This is a genomic window from Burkholderia mayonis (genome assembly GCF_001523745.2).
In the GTDB taxonomy this organism is placed as follows: domain Bacteria; phylum Pseudomonadota; class Gammaproteobacteria; order Burkholderiales; family Burkholderiaceae; genus Burkholderia; species Burkholderia mayonis.
Window position 1 is genome coordinate 3594243 of record NZ_CP013386.1, and the last position, 16343, is coordinate 3610585.

The window sequence follows — 16343 nt, forward strand, 5'->3', positions numbered from 1 at the left end:
GCTCGAAGGTCGACTACTGCAAGTGTCCAAGGCGTATGCCCCTTTTGTGGAGATGGGCGGATTCTATGGATGTGATAACCCGAAAGTCAATGCTGATTGTCAGCATCGCTGAAAAAAAATTTTGGCGCTTCCGGCACTGTAAGTTTTTACGCGATGAAACCGTGCCCTTTGCTTTCGTTCCGCCGAAAACGGAAGCCGGATCGCAAACCTTGGCACCGCGTCGCACGGCGCTTGCCGCGCGCATCGCCGAATGCCGCGCATGCTAACCGATTCGGTATTTTTATCCGGTTTTTACTTGCGCCCCCATGTACGGCACGCATACAATCCGCCGCAATTCGTCACAGAAGGAGAGTCCCTCGTGGACACGTCCCCCAGTTGTAGCAGTCCGACGCCGGTCGAAACCGGCAACGCAATCGCGAGATAGCCGCCTGGATCTCCCTCGCCGCTAGCTCGCATGGGTCGAGTTAGCGCGCTTCATCGCCGGCGGCGTCCGTCCGCCCGTCCGCAGCACGCTTCCTCTGTTTGGGTCTCGTCGCAAGCCGCCTCCTGGCGCGCGAGCGATGTCTTACGTCGTCCGGTGCATGCCGGAACGGACGGGAGCGGAGTCATGCTTGTTCAATTCTTCAAGGCTAAGCTCGGGCGCTACGCCCATCTCGCGAGCCACCGGATCGTCGTCGCGCCGATCTCGCCGCTCGCGCATGCGGCAGACGCATCGAGCAACGGCACGCTGCCGGGCGCGGGGCTTCTCGTGCGGCCGGTCAACTGCGCGATCGTCGGCGCCATCGCGGGCGCCGTTGCGCTCGTCGCGCTGCTGTCCGCGTCGGGCGACCACACCAGCCTGAATCAGGCCATGCGCGTCAGCTGGTGGTTCTCGTAAGCACCGGCGAGCTCGCCGGTTCGCCGTGCCCGGCGGGCAACCTCAAGCGGCAAGCGGACGGTATCCTCGGCCGCATTCAACCAAGCCACGATTCGTCATGAAGAAAACCATTCATCACATGCTCGTCAAATCCGGCGTCGTTTCCGGCCTGCCGTTGCTGCTGTCGCTCGGCGTCGCGCAGCCCGCGCTCGCGCAGGCGGCCGATGCCGCGCCGGCGCCGGCCGAAAACTCAGCGCCGGCGGCGGCCGCCGCGGAAAGCCCACCCGCCGCGCCAGCCGCACGAGCTGCCGAGGCCGCTCCCGCACCGACGGGCTTCTGGGAACGTTCGAACCTGCTCGGCGACATGGGCGGCCTGCGCAGCAAGCTCGGCGATCACGGGATCACGCTGAACCTGCAGGAGACGAGCGAATACCTGCGCAACCTGTCGGGCGGCACGCACCGCGGCGGCGCGTACGACGGCCTCACGCAATTCGGCTTCAGCGTCGACACCGAAAAGGCGATCGGGCTGCCCGGCGGCACGTTCAACGCGTCGGGTCTGCAAATTCACGGCACGAGCCTCACGTCGCGCAACCTGCAGTTGCTGCAGACGGCGAGCGGCATCGAGGCCGAAGGGTCGACGCGCCTCTGGGAGCTCTGGTATCAGCAGTCGTTCGCGGGCGGCCGCGCCGACGTGAAGATCGGCCAGCAGAGCCTCGATCAGGAATTCATGGTGAGCCAGTACGCGGGCACGTTCATCAACGCAACGTTCGGCTGGCCCGTGCTGCCCGCCGTCGACATGCCGGCGGGCGGCCCCGCGTATCCGCTGTCGTCGCTCGGCGTCAGGCTGCGGTATAAACCGTCCGACGCGTGGACGGTGATGGCGGGCGTGTTCGACGGCAATCCGGCGGGCGGCATCGGCGATGCGCAGCGACTCAATCGCCACGGCACGAACTTCAACGTGCACAACGGCGCGCTCTTCATCGGCGAGCTGCAGTACGCGCTCAACGCGCCGCCAGCCGATCCGAAGGCGCCGCAGCCCGCTGGCCTGCCCGGCATGTACAAGCTCGGCGTCTGGTACAACTCCGAGCGGTTCGACGATCCGCGCTACGACACGAACGGCGTATCGCTCGCCGATCCGGCGAGCAACGGCATCGCCGCGACGCATCGCGGCAACTACGGCTTCTATGCGGTCGCCGACCAGATGGTGTGGCGCCCGAGCGCGGACAGCCCGCGCTCGCTCAACGTGTTCGCGCGCGTGATGGGCGCGCCCGGCGATCGCAACGCGGTCGACTTCGCGCTGAACGCGGGCGTCACGCTGAAGGCGCCCTTCGCGGGACGCGACAACGACACCGCGGGGCTCGCCGTCAGCTACGCGAAAGTTGGCTCGCATGCGCGCGGCGTCGACGGCGACACCGGCGTGTTCACGACGCCGGGTTATCCGGTACGACGCGCGGAAACGCTCGTCGAAGCGACGTATCAATATCAGGTGACGCCGTGGTGGCAATTGCAGGCCGACTTCCAGTACGCGTTCCGGCCGGGCGGCGGAATTCCGAATCCGAACGAGCCCGGCTCGCGGATCGGCAACGAAGCGATCGTCGGCGTGCGCACGACGATCATCTTCTGATTCGTTTCGCCTACGTCATCTTGCAGGCCTTTCGGGCTTTGCGCGCGCCGTTCGCCGCGGCGCGGCGCGCATTCGCCCGTCGCTCGCACGCTGTCAAATCGCTTAAACCGATTTGTCACCGGAATGCCATCAGAAAGTCGGCTCCGCGCCTTATCGTGACTCGCCCGGCCGCGCGCAAGCGGTGCTCCGCGTAACCGAGCGATTGCGGAGTGCGGCCGGATACGGCATGCTGAGCCGGTCGTCCGCCCCACACGAACGCCCGGCCTGGCGCCTCCCGACGAGAGTCGCATTCACGCGGAGCTATCAGCTTGTCCTGTTTCGATCTCGCCGTTCGCCGCCACGATCGCTCGAACGATCGCGCGGCAGCCGCTCGCATGCGCCGTCGCATTCGCGAGACCGCACGATGAAGACGCTGGCGTGGCTCGCCGGCACCGTCGCCGCGCTGCTCGCGGCCGAGCTGATCTCGTTCGGCGACGTCGGGCATTTCGTCGCGCTGCTCGCCGTATCGCTCGCCGCGCCGTGCGTGCTTGCCGCCGTGTTCGGCTGCGCGTACACGCTGTTCGCAGGCATGCTCACGCAGCGCTTTTTCGCACGCGCGCCGCACGAACCGCGACACTGCCCGCCCGTGACGATCGTCAAGCCGCTGCACGGAACCGAGCAGGCGTTGTTCGCGAACCTCTCGAGCTTTTGCGAGCAGCGCTACGACGGTCCGATCCAGTTCCTGTTCGGCGTGCACGATCGCGACGATCCCGCGCTGCATGCCGTCGATGCACTGCGCCGCGCGTTTCCCGACGCGCACGTGACGATCGTCGCCGACGCGCGCCTGTACGGCCCGAACCGCAAGATCGCGAATCTCGTCAACATGCTGCCCGCCGCCGCGCACGACGTGCTGATCTTCGCGGACAGCGACGTGAGCGTCGGCCCCGACTACGTGCGCCATATCGTCGGCGAGCTCGACGAGCCGGGCGTCGGGCTCGTCACCTGCGTCTATCGCGGCCGCCCCGATCCGGGTTTCTGGCCGCGCGTCGAGGCGCTCGTCACCAATCATCAGTTCCTGCCCGGCGTCGTCGCGGGCCTCGCGCTCAAGCTCGCGCGGCCATGCTTCGGCCAGACGATCGCGATGCGCCGCGCGACGCTCGACGCGATCGGCGGCCTCACGCAGTTCGCGCACCATCTCGCCGAGGATCACGCGATCGGCGAAGCCGTGCGCGCGCGCGGTGAGCGGGTCGCCGTGCCACCGTTCGCAGTCGAGCACGGCTGTGTCGAGACGCGCGCCGCGCAGCTCGCCGCACACGAATTGCGCTGGAGCCGCACGATCCGCGCGGTCGACCCGGGCGGACATCTCGGCTCGCTGCTCACGCACCCGCTTGCGCTCGCGCTGCTGGGCGTCGTGCTGTCGCACGGCGCCGCGTGGGCGTGGCCGCTCGTGCCCGTCACGCTCGCCGTGCGCATCACCGCGAAATGCATCGTCGATCGCGCGACGAAGCGGCCGGTGCGCGATCTATTGCTGCTGCCGCTCGCGGATCTGATCGCATTCGGCATCTTCGTCGCGAGCTTCTCGTCGTCGCGCGTGATCTGGCGCGGCTTCAGCTTCGACGTCGACCGCGACGGCCGCCTGTGCCCCGCGCCCGAAAAAAGCCCGAACGCCTGATCGGCGCCGCGCGCCCGCAATACTTTTCTTCGTCATGCAAAACGAACCGAACCGACCACGAACCGCTCCTCACGCAACGCTCAACCGACGACTGATGAAACACGCGGGGCGCGTCGCGGCGCTCGCGGGCCTCGCGATCTCGCTCTGGCTCGTCGCACGCGACAATCCCCGCGCGGTGCTCGACCTGATGCGCGCGGCCGGCATCGGGCTCGTCGTCGCGGCCGCCTCGCACCTGCTGCCGATGCTCGCGAACGCGAAGGACTGGCAAACGCTGATCGCGCGGCCGGACCGGCCGAGCCTGCGCGCGATGCTGCGGCTCGTGTGGATTCGCGAGTCGGTAAACGGCCTGCTGCCCGTCGCGCGCATCGGCGGCGAGCTCGTATCGTTCCGCCTCCTGCGCGCGCACGGCCTGACGGCGCCCGCGGCAAGCGCGAGCCTCGTGTCCGACATGCAGTTGACGCTGATCAGCCAGGCGCTGTTCGCGCTCGCGGGCGTCGGCTATCTGCTCACGCGCGCGACGTCGGACACGCTGCGCGTCGCCGGCATGTTCGCGTGGGGGCTCGCCGCGCTCGTGCCGCTCCTGATCCTGTTCGCGCTCATACAGCACGCAAAGCCGTTCGAGCGCGCGATGCACGCGCTCAATCGCATCGCGGGCGGCCAGCTCGCGTCGCTCGTCGAACGCTCCACGCAGATCGACGATGCGCTGAAGGCAGTCTGGCGTCGGCGCGGCACCGTCGTGCGCTATCTGTTCTTCTGGCAGCCGCTGCAGCATCTCGCGACGTCGCTCGAGATCTGGCTCGCGCTGCATTTTCTCGGCACGCCCGTGTCGCTCGTCGACGCGCTCGCGATCGAGGCGCTGATCCAGGCGCTCAGCAGCGCCGCGTTCTTCGTGCCGGGCGGGCTCGGCGTGCAGGAAGGCGGCTTCGTGCTGATCGGCGGCGCGCTCGGACTCGATCCGGCGACGTCGCTCGGACTCGCCGGCGCGCGGCGCATCCGCGATCTGCTGATCTTCGTGCCGGGCCTGTTCGCCTGGCAGTTCGCGGAAGCGTCGGTCGCCACGAGCACCTCGTAGGCGATCGACGCGATTCGTCGCGCAACGCGCGATCGCCGTCACGCCACTTTCAGTTTCCGCGTGCATGATCGGGCGCGGCCGTCCCGCATCTCGCGTCGGCGAGCACGACCGTGCGCGCTGCCCAATGCATGTTCGCGCACCGACGCATCACATCGAACGCCGCAACAATCGCACCGATTGAAGCCACGCGCGAATCACGGCGAAGCGGTGCCCACGCTGCCGGCAGGGCGACGCTTTCCCGTTGCGCCGAATTCGAGTAACGTTTGCGAGCCATTGGCGGAATCGAGGACCGCCGGATCGTGACGGGCAACCGATCACGCTCCACAACCACTACAAGACTTCACAACAAAAAAGGAGGAGGCATGCGATGGCAATACCCAACCGCGGCCGCGCTCGCGATCGCTGCATTCGTGTGGGCCTGCGTGCGGATCGTGTCGACCGATGCCGCGCCCGCCGCCGCGCCGGCTGAGCAAACGGCATCGACCGCTCCCGCCGCGCGGGCGAACGCATTCACCCTCGCGTCATCGGCGACGCCGCGCCCCGTGCCGCCGCCGCTTCCCTCTCGCGTCACCGAGTACATCGCGCACGAATACGCGGATTCGGCCGTCACGCGCGAAGCGCTCACGCAGATCGCATACGGCTGGAGCGAAGCCGTCCACGATGTCCACGATCCGGGCGACGCAAAGTTGGCGGGCGACGCGATCGCGAAGGGCATCGCGTGCGCGCTGAGTGCACGCGTGCTCGTAAGAGCGGGCGTCGACCAGCAGACGATGCTCGACCGTATCAAGAGCACGCGCGCGATCATGCTCGACACCGAAGCCGACACGCTCGCGTACATCCGCTTCCAGTCGCTTGCGGGCGGCCAGTTCTACGACGATCCCGGCCCCGCATCGTGCGGCTTCAATCCGACGTCCATGCCGAATTGAGCTTACCGACGCTGTAGCGCTTCAACCACCACCGGAGGGAACCATCGATGAAAAAGTTAGTGACGCTGATGATTGCCGGCGCGCTGGTCTCGCTGCCCTACTCGACGAGCCTGAGCGCCGCGCAGACGACGGCCGCCGCGACTGCCGCACCCGGTTCCGCGATCGTGTTCGTCAACGGCATCAACAACACGTTCGACGATGCGATCGCGAGCCTGCAGGTGCTGAAGAACGAACTGAACGCGCGGAACACGAGCAATGCGTACGTGTACGGCAACGCGTACAACGCGACGCAAGGCACGTTCAAGGACTTGTGGCAGGTATTCATGCAGAAATCGGTCGAAGGCACGAGCCCGGCGGATTTCTGGCGTGCGATCGACGGCGGCACGATTCCGGCGGGCAGCATGGACACGGCGCTGCAACAGAAATACATCGACATCCTGACGAAAAGTGAGATTCCCGAGCTGCCGGATCATCTGAACCAGTACCGCACGTATCTGCAGCAGAACCGCAAGGTCGTGCTCGTCGGCCACTCGCAGGGCTCGCTGTATGCGAACTTCGAGATGAACCTGCTGATCACGGGACCGGAGCGCGCGCAAGGCAAGATCAGCTCGGTGAACGTCGGCAATGCGGCGCGCTATCTGCTGCCGGGCTCGAGCTATCTGACGTCGTCGTCGGACATGGTGATCGGCAGCCTCGGTCTCGTTCAGACGGTATTGCCGTCGAATTTTTCGCTCGGCATGCATCTGTTCACCGATCCGCTCGGCCATTCGTTCACGAAGATCTACATGAACCAGTCGTTCACGGCGGCCAGGCAGATCCTCATGCAGGTGTTGCAGCAAGCGGGCAGCACGGTGACCGCCGCGCGTTGAGCCGGCACGGCGTGACGGCGCGCGCGGCGACGCGGGCGCTGCCTCGGGTGCACGCGTGATGCGGACGCCGCGCATCGATGCCGAAGCGCGGAACGCCGAGACACGTCGACGAAAAGGCTCGCTCGCGCGGTAATGCCGTTCAGTTGAGATCAAAAAGGCCGCTCCGATTGATACCGGAGCGGCCTTTTTCCTTGGTTCTGCAAGGCCAGGCCACGGCGAACCACGCTTAACTGAACTGCATTGTCGCTCGCGCGGGCCTTTTCACTGGATCTGCGCGACGTCGGGCCGCTCAGAAGATGTTGCGCAGACCGATCGCGACGCCCGTCTGATTGCTGCGGCCCGGCAGTTCGACCGTCGCCGCGCCGTTCACCTTGTTGAAGTCGACGGCGCCGTAGATCTCGGTGCGCTTCGACAGCGCGTACTCGACGAGGCCGACGACCGTGTAGCGGTTGCCGCTGTCGAGCTGGCCGTTCGCGACCGTCGCGTTGCGCATCCGATCATAGTAGAACGCACCCGTCAGCGTGAGCGCGGGCGTCGCCTGCCAGCTCACGCCGGCAAACGGACCGTCGTCGATCCGGCCCGTGCGCTTCGGCGCGCCGTTCGTGAAGAGGCCCGGTTGCTGCGCGAGCAGCGAGTCGACGAAGCCCGTGTCGTCCTTCGAATGCAGATAGCCCGCGTAGATCTTCGCCTTGCTGAACGCATAGACGACGTTCGCGTGATAGATCGTCTGCTTGCGATTCGAGTTGTCGCTGTTCTGCTGGACGCCCGCCGCGACGCTGACGGGCCCGGCGACATACGACAACGAGAAGCCGTACATGTTGCCCGCGCCCGTGTGGCCGGGGATCTGGCCGGAGAAGCCGCCCGCGCCCGTCGACGATGTCGAGTCGGTGCCGAACGAGTACATCGCACCGATCGTCAGGCCGCCGAACGTGCCGCGGTATTTGACCGAGTTGTCCGTGTACAGGCCCGCGCCGAGCGCAACCGGCAGCCACGCGTTCTCCAGATAGTTGCCGACCGTCAACGGATCGTACGTGTCGCTCAGCAGATCGAACAGCACCGTCTTCTGGCGGCCGAGCGTCACGGTTCCGTACTGGCTCGACAGGCCGACGTATGCGGCGCGATTGAAGATGCGCTTGCTGTCCGAGAACGAGCCGTCCTGCAAATTGACGCCGCTCTCGAGGTTGAAGATCGCCTTCAGGCCTCCGCCCAGGTCTTCGCTGCCGTGCAGGCCGATGCGGCTGTTGGTGATCGCGCCGTTCGTCATGAAAAAGCGCCCGTCGTTCTGCGCGTTCGAGTTGCTCAGGTAGCGCAGGCTCACATCCGCGACGCCCCAGAGCGTCACCGAACTCTGCGCCATCGCCTGCTGGCCTGCGATCGCCAGCGTCACCCCTCCTACCAGTCCCGTAATCTTGGTGGTTTGCTTCATGAGCTTTCCTTTGTGCATTGTCTCCATCTCTTCTCCGGCCACGGCCGCGGCCGACTCCGCCGCGCACACGTGCCGCTTGCGGCGAGCTCACGAATCATATGACGATGTAAGCTCTGTAAAAAATAAACGCCGCGAGAATCGCGGCGTTGTAGTCGTGGCGCAACGGTGCGCGCCGGCCAACGGCGTTCGGATGCTCAGGCGCCCTGCGCATCGCGCTCGCAAAAGCGCAAGCGGTTGCCGAACGGATCGGCGATCTGCATCACCCGCCCCCAGTCGTGTCGCTCGATCCCCGGGCGCGCATACGGATAGCGCTTGGCGTTCAGCTCGGCGGAAAGCGCGTCGATGCCTTCGAGCGGCACGAAGACGGTCGAGCCCGGCGTCGCGTCGCCGTGATGCTCGCTCAGATGCAGGATCAGATCGCCGCGCCGCACTTCGGCGTAAAGCGGCAGGCCGGGCTCGAAGCGATGCGCCCATCCGACCGCGAAGCCCAGGAAATCGACGTAGAACTCCCTTGCCTTCTGCTCGGAGAAGATGCGCAGCACCGGAATCGCGGAAGAAAACTGCATGGATGCGACCTCGCTATCGTTGTTGTTCGATGCGTTCGATGGATTCGCCACGCCGAGCATCCCGCGCGGCGGCGTCAGTCGCGTTGCACGGCGACACCCGCATCGTAACGCGCGCGCCGGACGATTTCAGCGAACGCCGCGACGAGCAGCAGCACCGCTCCCCACAACGCGCCGTCGCCGATCGCGCGCGTGACGAAACCGCCCAGCACCGCGCCCGCGAGAAAGCAGAAACTGATCACCGCGAGGAGGCCCGAGTCATGCAGCGCAAGCGCGTCGTAGCGCGGGATCAGGCCGGCGAACAGCAGTTGCGCGGCACGCCGCAGGTTGCCCGTCGTCATCACCGACGTGTACGACAGATCCTCGAGATGCGTGAACGACAGCGTCTGCAGCGTCGCGGCGAACGAGATGCCCGGAATCAGCCACGCACTCGACATCGCGGGCCAGCCGCTCGACGCGAACGCGAGAAAAACGATCTCGACGATCAGGCTGATGAACGCGGTGTGCCGGATCCAGCCCTTTTGCGCGGCGAGGCCGAACGTATGCGCGACGAACACCGCGATCACGAACCCGACGAGCGGCGGCACGTGGTGCAGCGCCTGCGCCCAGCCGCCTGCCGACAGGTTGATCCCGAGCAGCGCGACGTTGCCCGTCATCGTGTTCGCGAACACGTGGCCGTGGCCGACGTACGTGTACGCGTCGAGATAGCCGCCCGACAGCGTGAGCAACGACGCAACCGTCAGGTTGCGGCTTGCGGCGTCGAGATTCATCGTCCGTCGCGCGCCGCTCAGACCTTCTTCAGATAGCACGCCTTCAGCATGAAGTTGCCGGCGTCCATCTTGCAGTCGACTTCGTGATCGCCGCCAACGAGCCGGATGCTCTTCACCTTCGTGCCCATCTTCAGCGTGATCGACGAACCCTTCACTTTCAGGTCCTTGATCAGCACGACCGCATCGCCGTCGGCGAGCACGTTGCCGTTCGCGTCCTTCACGACGGCGGACGCGTCGTCATCGGCGGCGCTCGCCTCGCCCGCGATCGGCCATTCGTGTCCGCAGTCCGCGCAAATATAATGTTCGCCGTCCGGATACGTGTTTTCCATTGCGCATTGCGGGCAGGCGGGAAGCGTCGACATGGTGTTGCAACCTTATTTGCAGTTGATCGAATGCGTGAAAGTATACTCGCCCGCTTGTACGCACCGCCCGCACCCGGCGATCCGTCTCACGATTCACTGCATCCGCCTTGCCATGACAGCCGCCAAATTCTTCCTGCGCTACACCGCCGTGCCGTTCGTCGCGATCGTGCTCGTCGTCGTGTGGGCGCTCAACCGCGAATCGGGCGAAATCGATGCGCGCCAGTACGCGGCGCTCGTCGCCGCCTATCCCGGCTTCACGCCGGATCTCCAGGACGAAGTGAACCGCGCGATGCGCGACGGCAAGCTTGCGAAGTCCGATTACTCGTCGATCGTGCGCGATTCGCTCAACCACGGCTATGTGCTCGACTGGTCGTCGACAGGCACCGATCTGAACACCGAGCGAGGCAAGCTGCTCGGTCTCGTGAAGAACGACGCGCACGCGGCCGACTGACGTCCGCCCGGCGATCCGGCGCGCACGAGCGGCGGCGGACTCAGCGGCGGCGCTCGCGCGGACCCGGCGCCGACGCGCAAGCATTCGCGCCCGTCTTGCCGCGCGATGCGCACCGCGCGCCACCGCGGCCCGTCTATGCGAAGAGACCGCCGACGAGTCCGGCGAGCGCGCCGCCCGCGAGCAGCCACAGCGGATGCACACGGGTGCGGTACGCGAGCACCGCGACCGCCGCCGTGATTCCCCATTGCAGCGCCGACCGGTTCGACGCCTCGGAGATCAGCACAGCGCTCGCGACGACGAGGCCCGCGGTGACGGGCATCATCCCCTGCTGCACGTAGCGACGCCACGGCTTGTCCTTGAAGCGCTCCCACGCGTGCAGCGCGAGCATCGTCACGATCGACGACGGCCCGAACTTCGCGAGCGACGACACGAGCAGGCCCGGCCAGCTCGCGACGTGCCAGCCGACGAGCGGCACGATCATCATGTTCGGCCCCGGCGCCGCCTGCGCGAGCGCGAAGAGCGCGGTGAACGCCTGCGCGCTCATCCAGTGATGGACATCGACGACCTGACGCTGCATCTCGGGCAGGATCGTGTTGCCGCCGCCGAACGCGAGCAGCGATAGCTGGCCGAAGATCACCGCGAGCGCGGCAAGCGTGTCGCTCATCGCCGCACGCCCTGCGCGCTCGTGTTCGCCTCGCGCGGCGCGCGCGAGGCGAGCCAGATGCTCACCGGCGTCAGCACGAGCATCGTCGGCAACAGCGGCGTGCGCAGCACCGCGATCGCAACGAACGCGAGCGCCGCGACGCACGCGGCCATGCGCGCGTCGCGCAGCGGCTTCGCGACCTTCACCGCCATCGCGACGAGGAGGCCCGCCGCGGCCGCCGCGAGGCCGCCGAACAGATGATGGACACTCGGATTGTGCTGCGTCTTCGCATACAGCACGCCAAGCCCGATGACGACGAGCGTCGGCCCGGCGACGAGGCCGAGCAGGCCCGCGATCGCGCCCGGCACGCCGCGAAACTTCATGCCGACCGCGACCGACAGGTTGATCACGTTGCCGCCCGGCAAAAACTGGCAGAGACCGAGCAGATCGGTGAACGCGTCGGCGGTCAGCCAGCGGCGCTCCTCGACGAGCGCGCGGCGCGCGAACGGCAGCGCGCCGCCGAACGACATCAGCCCGAGGCCGAGGAAACCGACGAACAGATCGACGACGCGGACGTCGACCGCATGTCCGCCGCCAGCGGGTTCGGAACAAGATTGCATGGGAGTCCTCGCAATTTTCACGAGCCGAGGTTACGCCCGTTCGCCGTGGACTCCAAACGATTTTATCGGCGCGGCTTTGTGATCTAGAATCACAAGCATGGCACGCGATCTCCCGCCATTTCCTGCACTGAAGGCCTTCGAGGCAGCTGCAAGACATGAAAGCTTCAGCGCCGCGGGCGAGGAGCCGCATGTGACCCACGGTGCCATCAACCGGCAGATCGCCGCGTTCGAGGCGTGGCTCGGCAAGCCGGTGTTCCTCCGGCACGGCAAGCGGGTGAAGCTCACCGACGAAGGCCGCCGCTATCTCGCGACCGTCGAGGCGGCGTTCGACAGCATCGCACGCGCGACCGAGCAGTTGCGCGGACGGGCGCCGCGCGCGTGCTGCGCATCAACGCGCTGCCGACATTCGCAATGAAATGACTGCTGCCGCGCCTGTCACGGTTCCAGCGCGAAGCGCCGAACGTCGAGCTGAAGCTGTCGACGTCGAATGCGCCGCTCGGCTCGCTCGACGGCTTCGACGTCGCGATCCGGCGCGGGCCCGGCCGCTTGCCGAACTGCGCGAGCGGCCGGTTCCTCGACAAAAGCATGATTCCCGTGTGCAGTCCGGCGCTCCTGAAACGCGCGCCGATCGCGGGCGCGGACGATCTCGCACGCCACGTGCTGCCGCATTCGGATACGCGCCCCGACGCATGGCGCGAGTGGTTCGCCGCGGCGGGCACGCCGATGAAGGGCCGCAAGAAGCAGTCGTTCGACCACTTCTATCTCGCGCTGCAGGCGGCGGTGGACGGCCTCGGCGCCGCACTCGGGCCGCTGCCGCTCATCGCCGACGAGCTTGCGAGCGGCCGGCTCGTGACGCCGCTGCCGGGCCCGCGAATCGCGACGCGCAGCTACTGGTGAAGCAAGCAAGCCTTATAAATCAAGGCCCCTAAGGATACCTCTATCCGGTTGTAGATCAGACCTGCCCGGGATCAGATCAGCGGCTGCATGCCGGGCGTGGCCGCACCTCGCGTCAGTTCCTGGCCGGTCTGCGCCGAACGGACCACCAACTGAACATAGCTGTTCATCGGCTCGTACGACGCGAAGAACCGTTCGAGCAGTTTCGTGAACACGACCAGACTGACCTCTCGCAGCGCGGTCTCATCGAACGACAGCATGATTTCGATGCCACGCACGAACGACGGAAACTGACTATCCAGCGACATCCATTTGATCGCCGGCTTGTAGTCCAGATCGGTGATCGCGTCGATGCAGCGCTGTACCAGCGGCGTTGTGCGCACCGCGTGGAGCCGCAGGAATGCTTTCAGGGCCGGCAGCCCGTCCCGCGTCAGGTCCAGCGAATGCGGCGACAACGTCGACAGCACGCGCCACAACGCGCCGTTGCCACGCGGCAGCTCGGCCGTCAACGTCGGCCGAGTGATCAATTGGATCGGACAATCCAGCGCCTTGTTTTCGAGCAGCAAATCGCCCAGTGAATTGCCGATGGGCAAGCGCGCCGGCAGGTCGCGATTTGTCACTGTCGTCATTACATCGATTTGCGGCAGCTTCGGCCGGGCCGACTGTCCATCCAGTCCGACCAACGACAACATCATGGTTTGATGGCCGGCCGATCCGGCGTCGCGATCACGAAACGCGACCCAATAGACCGCCGCTGAATCAGCGCGTGGATCGTGACTCAGGGCCTGATAAGGCCGCACCAGAATTCTGGGGCGATCGCTTTCGAGCGGCACGTCCTCGTCTTTGTCTTTTTTCCTGGACAACTCGCCCAGATAGACCGCGTCGACCGAATACACGCCCAGCGGCGAATGTTTCGCCAGTCGCACGGGCTGAACCGGATAGGCATCCTGCCCCTTCAACACAATGGGTTGGGCCGGCTGTGAAAATAGATTCACGACGGGCGTGCAGAACAGCTTGAACGCCGTTGCGTCGAGCGACGCGAGCGCCAGCGCAGCGACCGGGTCGGCGGGCGTATCGCGCAATACGACATGCAAGGTCAGTTCCCGAGCGTCGGGGGCGCTTGCTGCACGCCGCACGCGTCCCATGTCTAGATCAACGAAATCGAACAACTCGGGAAACGCGAAGTATTCCAGCAGGTAACGATAGGTGGTCGCGATCCGGCTGGTGGTTCGGCTGTCCGGCAACAAGCGTTCGTCATCGGAGAAACCGACCGGTTCGAACGGCACCTTCGATAGGGCCCGCCAGCGCCCACATCGATCGACCTCAACGTACGCGGCAGCCGCGCGCAACAGCAAAGCGTCCAGCAGCGACGAGACGAACGGCCGCTCACCGGTAAGGAATACACGTATGGGACCGTCCGGAATGGCCGCCGTGAACGGACCAGCGGCCGACGTAAAGCTGATCGACAGCACACCGGTTGCGTCGGCTGGCAATCTCACGGCCGACGGTGCCAGCGTCGTCGGTGTATACCGCGCGGACCGGATTTGCAACGGCGAGATGGTCACGTTGTAGGTCGACCGGAATCGCACCGGGGCCGTGCGCGCGTTCAACGCCATACCGCGCGGCACGACGACCGGTTCTGTCAGTTGACCGACGATCCCCCGTGGTTCGAATCGGGCAATCGCGCACGATGGCACGGTTCGCAGGTAGTGCGGATGGACAACCTCTAGCAGCGCCTCGGTGAATTCGGGATAGTCGTCAGCCAGCTTCGAATCGAGGCGCGCGGCAAGAAGCGAAAAGGTCTGAATCAGACGCGTAACATGCGGATCGTCGGTCCGGCCGCTCTGGATGCCGAGCCGGGCGGCGATCTTCGGATAGCGGATGGCGAAATCGCCCAACGCCCGCGCGAGCAACCCGAGTTCGTATTCGTAATGCGACAGCAGGTGATCCATTCAGCTACAGCCCCAGCCGGTCGGGACGCACAAGCGTTGGGCCGACGAAGATAAGTTTGCGTAATGCCGCTTGCAGGCCGTATGGTTGCATCCGGAAATGCGGCCGCCGCCAGTGACTGCTCACTTCGCGCTGTGCGCTGTCCGATGGAACTGATCCGGCCGCCTCAGCGTCGAAAATCGCGGGGCCGACGATGTGTCGGTCGTAGAGCTGTTCGATTTCCGCGAGCCGTTCCGTGCGCTTGCGCTTGCCGAGCCCCGGAAAGTGTCGCGACGCGCTCGAATAAGCGCGATCACGCACAACCTGCGCGTCGCGTGCGTTGAGGTACAACGACATCTTGATCGCATAGTTCAGGGCGTTGCGCCAGAACTGCTGAGCGTCGGGCGAATCGGGCAATCCGTCAGCCGCGGGCTGTTGGAACAACTCATCCACCAATTCACGGATCGTCTTGTCGGGGTCCTCCAGCGGCAGCGTAATCGAATCCATTGCCGCACCGTCGCTGGGGCCGCCGGCCATTAACCATGTCGCAAATCCGATTGACCGGTCGTTCTTGAAAATCGCGATCGCCTCAATGTCGCCGGCTTGTTTCCAGCGGGTGGGTTCGGGGACGATGCATAGCGTGTCGGTCGGCATCTCGAGCATGCCTATCGGCACATCCTCCGCGATATAGGCGGCGTCGAGCAGGCGGTCTGTTGCGGTTCGCAGCGCGTCCCACGCGGCGAGCGCACCCCTGACCCGATAGCGAACCGGTCCAGGCAAGCGAGCGAGCTTCGGATCGGTGACGGCGTCGCCTGAGCGCATCAGCGCGGTAGCGAGCCGCTGACGAATGTCGGCGCGCAGCGTTTGACGCTGAGCATCGGATGCTAAGGCGATGTTGCGTGACGATGCGCTGGTCAATGCTGTTTCCTTCATTCGATTCGTCGAGCCGTTCATGCGCGACGCCTTTTACTCGAGCGATGAAATCAATCGCGCGCCGCACTCCGTTGGATCGTCGTGAAAGGCGACCGGCGTACCATGGTGATTGCGCGTGCTGTTTTCCGGGATGATCCTGAACTGCCCGCCGCACTTCGGACACCATGTCAGGTGATCCTTCAGCGCAACCGGAACGCCAAGCGCTGTCAAATCGTCGCTCGCGGTGATCACTTCACCACCGTGGGTCGTCTTGTCGCGCAGGCGAATCACGCCGCGTCCGTTTTCGTCTTTCATCGTCTGCTGACTCCAATTTGCGCGACCATCAGGGGCCCTTCAGCGCGTCGATCTCGTGCAGTGATACAACGCCGGGCGTATCACTCTTCCGTGAGAAATCGTTTCGATACGACATACACATTTGTATCCGACATTGCACAGGATTCGTGCTGCGTGGCGACACTTGTCGTGATGACCTCGATGGTCATTCCGCGTTTCTCGGTGAAGACGATATCGTGCACGTAACGGTACTCGTCATTGCCGACCGACTCGGGCGTATCGAGATGTTGAACAGCGAGCTGCTTCCACTGGGTTTTCTTGAAATCAACCTTGTCGTTATCCGTCAGCCCTTCCTGCTTGAGATGCACGAGCGCAATAGCAGCCGCAAGGCGGCCAACATCATCGCATTTAGCGTGCACGTTCGAGGCAAAAAGATAGAATGCCGTCGCACATATCGTAGTGGCGAACTTCATAACCGGCT

17 protein-coding genes and 2 pseudogenes are annotated in these 16343 nt (G+C 65.4%); 9 read left to right on the plus strand and 10 right to left on the minus strand.

All coding sequences use genetic code 11. The annotated features are described in order from the left end of the window. Nucleotides 1–89 precede the first annotated feature (89 nt). The 7 genes from WS70_RS31635 to WS70_RS17370 all read left to right on the plus strand — a co-directional run bounded on the left by WS70_RS31635 (nucleotide 90) and on the right by WS70_RS17370 (nucleotide 6998). Complete coding sequence (locus WS70_RS31635; RefSeq protein ID WP_159082913.1) at nucleotides 90–266, plus strand: hypothetical protein; 177 nt, start codon at nucleotides 90–92, stop codon at nucleotides 264–266. Between the two features lie 341 nt (nucleotides 267–607). Continuing rightward, nucleotides 608–877 carry a hypothetical protein gene (locus tag WS70_RS17340; RefSeq protein WP_059596853.1) on the plus strand — a complete coding sequence of 90 codons (270 nt, stop codon included), beginning with the start codon at nucleotides 608–610 and terminating at the stop codon, nucleotides 875–877. A gap of 97 nt (nucleotides 878–974) precedes the next feature. Beyond that, nucleotides 975–2480 carry a carbohydrate porin gene (locus tag WS70_RS17345; RefSeq protein WP_059596854.1) on the plus strand — a complete coding sequence of 502 codons (1506 nt, stop codon included), beginning with the start codon at nucleotides 975–977 and terminating at the stop codon, nucleotides 2478–2480. A 403-nt stretch (nucleotides 2481–2883) separates the two neighbouring features. Further along, complete coding sequence (hpnI, locus tag WS70_RS17350) at nucleotides 2884–4131, plus strand: bacteriohopanetetrol glucosamine biosynthesis glycosyltransferase HpnI (protein ID WP_059471957.1); 1248 nt, start codon at nucleotides 2884–2886, stop codon at nucleotides 4129–4131. Between the two features lie 91 nt (nucleotides 4132–4222). Continuing rightward, nucleotides 4223–5203: an HpnL family protein gene (locus tag WS70_RS17355; protein ID WP_197419275.1), complete on the plus strand. Its 981-nt coding sequence runs from the start codon at nucleotides 4223–4225 to the stop codon at nucleotides 5201–5203. 362 nt (nucleotides 5204–5565) lie between these two features. After that, a complete protein-coding gene (locus WS70_RS17365; RefSeq protein ID WP_059596855.1) occupies nucleotides 5566–6129 on the plus strand; it encodes a hypothetical protein in 564 nt (187 codons plus the stop codon). Nucleotides 6130–6188: 59 nt separating this feature from the next. Continuing rightward, nucleotides 6189–6998, plus strand: coding sequence for a hypothetical protein (locus WS70_RS17370; protein ID WP_059596856.1), 810 nt, complete (start codon nucleotides 6189–6191; stop codon nucleotides 6996–6998). A gap of 289 nt (nucleotides 6999–7287) precedes the next feature. Here the strand turns inward: WS70_RS17370 and WS70_RS17375 are convergent, their stop codons facing one another. The 4 genes and pseudogenes from WS70_RS17375 to WS70_RS17390 form a co-directional block, all read right to left on the minus strand. Then, nucleotides 7288–8424 (minus strand): porin, encoded by a 1137-nt coding sequence (locus WS70_RS17375; RefSeq protein ID WP_059596874.1) that lies wholly within the window; start codon nucleotides 8422–8424, stop codon nucleotides 7288–7290. A 194-nt stretch (nucleotides 8425–8618) separates the two neighbouring features. Continuing rightward, entirely contained in the window at nucleotides 8619–8990 is a 372-nt protein-coding gene (locus tag WS70_RS17380; protein WP_059596875.1) for a glyoxalase superfamily protein, read from the minus strand. 13 nt (nucleotides 8991–9003) lie between these two features. After that, nucleotides 9004–9757, minus strand: a pseudogene (locus tag WS70_RS17385) (YoaK family protein). Nucleotides 9758–9774: 17 nt separating this feature from the next. Then, complete coding sequence (locus tag WS70_RS17390) at nucleotides 9775–10119, minus strand: zinc ribbon domain-containing protein YjdM (protein WP_059471962.1); 345 nt, start codon at nucleotides 10117–10119, stop codon at nucleotides 9775–9777. A gap of 112 nt (nucleotides 10120–10231) precedes the next feature. Between WS70_RS17390 and WS70_RS17395 the strand changes: the two genes are divergently transcribed. Beyond that, a complete protein-coding gene (locus tag WS70_RS17395; RefSeq protein WP_059596857.1) occupies nucleotides 10232–10570 on the plus strand; it encodes a hypothetical protein in 339 nt (112 codons plus the stop codon). 133 nt (nucleotides 10571–10703) lie between these two features. On the opposite strand, the gene WS70_RS17400 is transcribed toward WS70_RS17395, so the two are convergent. Together WS70_RS17400 and WS70_RS17405 are read right to left on the minus strand one after the other, a co-directional pair. Further along, entirely contained in the window at nucleotides 10704–11234 is a 531-nt protein-coding gene (locus tag WS70_RS17400) for a chromate transporter (RefSeq protein ID WP_010113459.1), read from the minus strand. Then, complete coding sequence (locus tag WS70_RS17405) at nucleotides 11231–11833, minus strand: chromate transporter (RefSeq protein WP_059471964.1); 603 nt, start codon at nucleotides 11831–11833, stop codon at nucleotides 11231–11233. Before WS70_RS17405 ends, WS70_RS17400 begins: the two co-directional genes overlap by 4 nt. 97 nt (nucleotides 11834–11930) lie before the next feature. Between WS70_RS17405 and WS70_RS17410 the strand changes: the two are divergent. After that, nucleotides 11931–12727 (plus strand): annotated as a pseudogene (locus tag WS70_RS17410) (transcriptional regulator GcvA); the annotation flags it as partial. Between the two features lie 74 nt (nucleotides 12728–12801). Here the strand turns inward: WS70_RS17410 and tssF are convergent. From tssF to WS70_RS17430, 4 genes are all read right to left on the minus strand, one after another. Beyond that, nucleotides 12802–14679, minus strand: coding sequence for a type VI secretion system baseplate subunit TssF (gene tssF / locus WS70_RS17415; RefSeq protein ID WP_059596858.1), 1878 nt, complete (start codon nucleotides 14677–14679; stop codon nucleotides 12802–12804). Nucleotides 14680–14683: 4 nt separating this feature from the next. Then, nucleotides 14684–15610 carry an AcrVA2 family anti-CRISPR protein gene (locus tag WS70_RS17420; protein WP_059471966.1) on the minus strand — a complete coding sequence of 309 codons (927 nt, stop codon included), beginning with the start codon at nucleotides 15608–15610 and terminating at the stop codon, nucleotides 14684–14686. Nucleotides 15611–15622: 12 nt separating this feature from the next. Continuing rightward, nucleotides 15623–15883, minus strand: a complete 261-nt coding sequence (locus tag WS70_RS17425; protein ID WP_059471967.1) for a PAAR domain-containing protein — start codon at nucleotides 15881–15883, stop codon at nucleotides 15623–15625. 80 nt (nucleotides 15884–15963) lie between these two features. Further along, entirely contained in the window at nucleotides 15964–16335 is a 372-nt protein-coding gene (locus WS70_RS17430) for a hypothetical protein (RefSeq protein ID WP_156438201.1), read from the minus strand. Between the last annotated feature and the right edge of the window lie 8 nt (nucleotides 16336–16343).

What these genes read in the sequence shown, in the direction of transcription:
- WS70_RS31635 (WP_159082913.1), top strand. Translation starts at nt 90, where the DNA reads ATGCTGATTGTCAGCATCGCTGAAAAAAAATTTTGGCGCTTCCGGCAC.
- WS70_RS17340 (WP_059596853.1), top strand. Translation starts at nt 608, where the DNA reads ATGCTTGTTCAATTCTTCAAGGCTAAGCTCGGGCGCTACGCCCATCTC.
- WS70_RS17345 (WP_059596854.1), top strand. Translation starts at nt 975, where the DNA reads ATGAAGAAAACCATTCATCACATGCTCGTCAAATCCGGCGTCGTTTCC.
- hpnI (WP_059471957.1), top strand. Translation starts at nt 2,884, where the DNA reads ATGAAGACGCTGGCGTGGCTCGCCGGCACCGTCGCCGCGCTGCTCGCG.
- WS70_RS17365 (WP_059596855.1), top strand. Translation starts at nt 5,566, where the DNA reads ATGCGATGGCAATACCCAACCGCGGCCGCGCTCGCGATCGCTGCATTC.
- WS70_RS17375 (WP_059596874.1), bottom strand. Translation starts at nt 8,424, where the DNA reads ATGAAGCAAACCACCAAGATTACGGGACTGGTAGGAGGGGTGACGCTG.
- WS70_RS17380 (WP_059596875.1), bottom strand. Translation starts at nt 8,990, where the DNA reads ATGCAGTTTTCTTCCGCGATTCCGGTGCTGCGCATCTTCTCCGAGCAG.
- WS70_RS17390 (WP_059471962.1), bottom strand. Translation starts at nt 10,119, where the DNA reads ATGTCGACGCTTCCCGCCTGCCCGCAATGCGCAATGGAAAACACGTAT.
- WS70_RS17395 (WP_059596857.1), top strand. Translation starts at nt 10,232, where the DNA reads ATGACAGCCGCCAAATTCTTCCTGCGCTACACCGCCGTGCCGTTCGTC.
- WS70_RS17400 (WP_010113459.1), bottom strand. Translation starts at nt 11,234, where the DNA reads ATGAGCGACACGCTTGCCGCGCTCGCGGTGATCTTCGGCCAGCTATCG.
- WS70_RS17405 (WP_059471964.1), bottom strand. Translation starts at nt 11,833, where the DNA reads ATGCAATCTTGTTCCGAACCCGCTGGCGGCGGACATGCGGTCGACGTC.
- tssF (WP_059596858.1), bottom strand. Translation starts at nt 14,679, where the DNA reads ATGGATCACCTGCTGTCGCATTACGAATACGAACTCGGGTTGCTCGCG.
- WS70_RS17420 (WP_059471966.1), bottom strand. Translation starts at nt 15,610, where the DNA reads ATGAACGGCTCGACGAATCGAATGAAGGAAACAGCATTGACCAGCGCA.
- WS70_RS17425 (WP_059471967.1), bottom strand. Translation starts at nt 15,883, where the DNA reads ATGAAAGACGAAAACGGACGCGGCGTGATTCGCCTGCGCGACAAGACG.
- WS70_RS17430 (WP_156438201.1), bottom strand. Translation starts at nt 16,335, where the DNA reads ATGAAGTTCGCCACTACGATATGTGCGACGGCATTCTATCTTTTTGCC.